General features: G+C 65.5%; 1 pseudogene. It reads left to right on the forward strand.

Annotated elements, in window-relative coordinates:
* Window positions 1–357: pseudogene (locus tag EOD29_RS30800) on the forward strand (LysR family transcriptional regulator); the annotation flags it as partial.
* Window positions 358–359 lie beyond the last annotated feature (2 nt).

Genomic DNA, 359 nt, shown 5'->3' on the forward strand with positions numbered 1-359 from the left:
TGCATGCCGAGCCCACGCACCGGCCTCGGCCATGCGGCCATGGCCTTCAGCTACGAACGGGCGCCCAACCGGCGCCTGCGCGGCCAGGATATCACCGCGGCGGATTCGCTGCCTGTCATCGTCGACCTCGTCGCCAATCATGGCTACGTTTCTTTCCTCGGCCGCGTCAGCGCCACGCCGATCGCCGGCAAGGTGCGCATCGTCGATCTCGACGAGCACCTGCCATTGTCCTATCACGTCGCCTTCAACCATCGCAAAGCCGCCGCCGATGCCTCCATGATGATCGTCGAGATGGCCGCCAAAATGACGTCGGAATCGGCCGTGCAGGCCGGCAGAGTTCGGGAGAGCGCAGCATGACC

Origin of the sequence: Mesorhizobium sp. M1A.T.Ca.IN.004.03.1.1, assembly GCF_003997555.1 — a bacterium.
Taxonomy (GTDB): domain Bacteria; phylum Pseudomonadota; class Alphaproteobacteria; order Rhizobiales; family Rhizobiaceae; genus Mesorhizobium.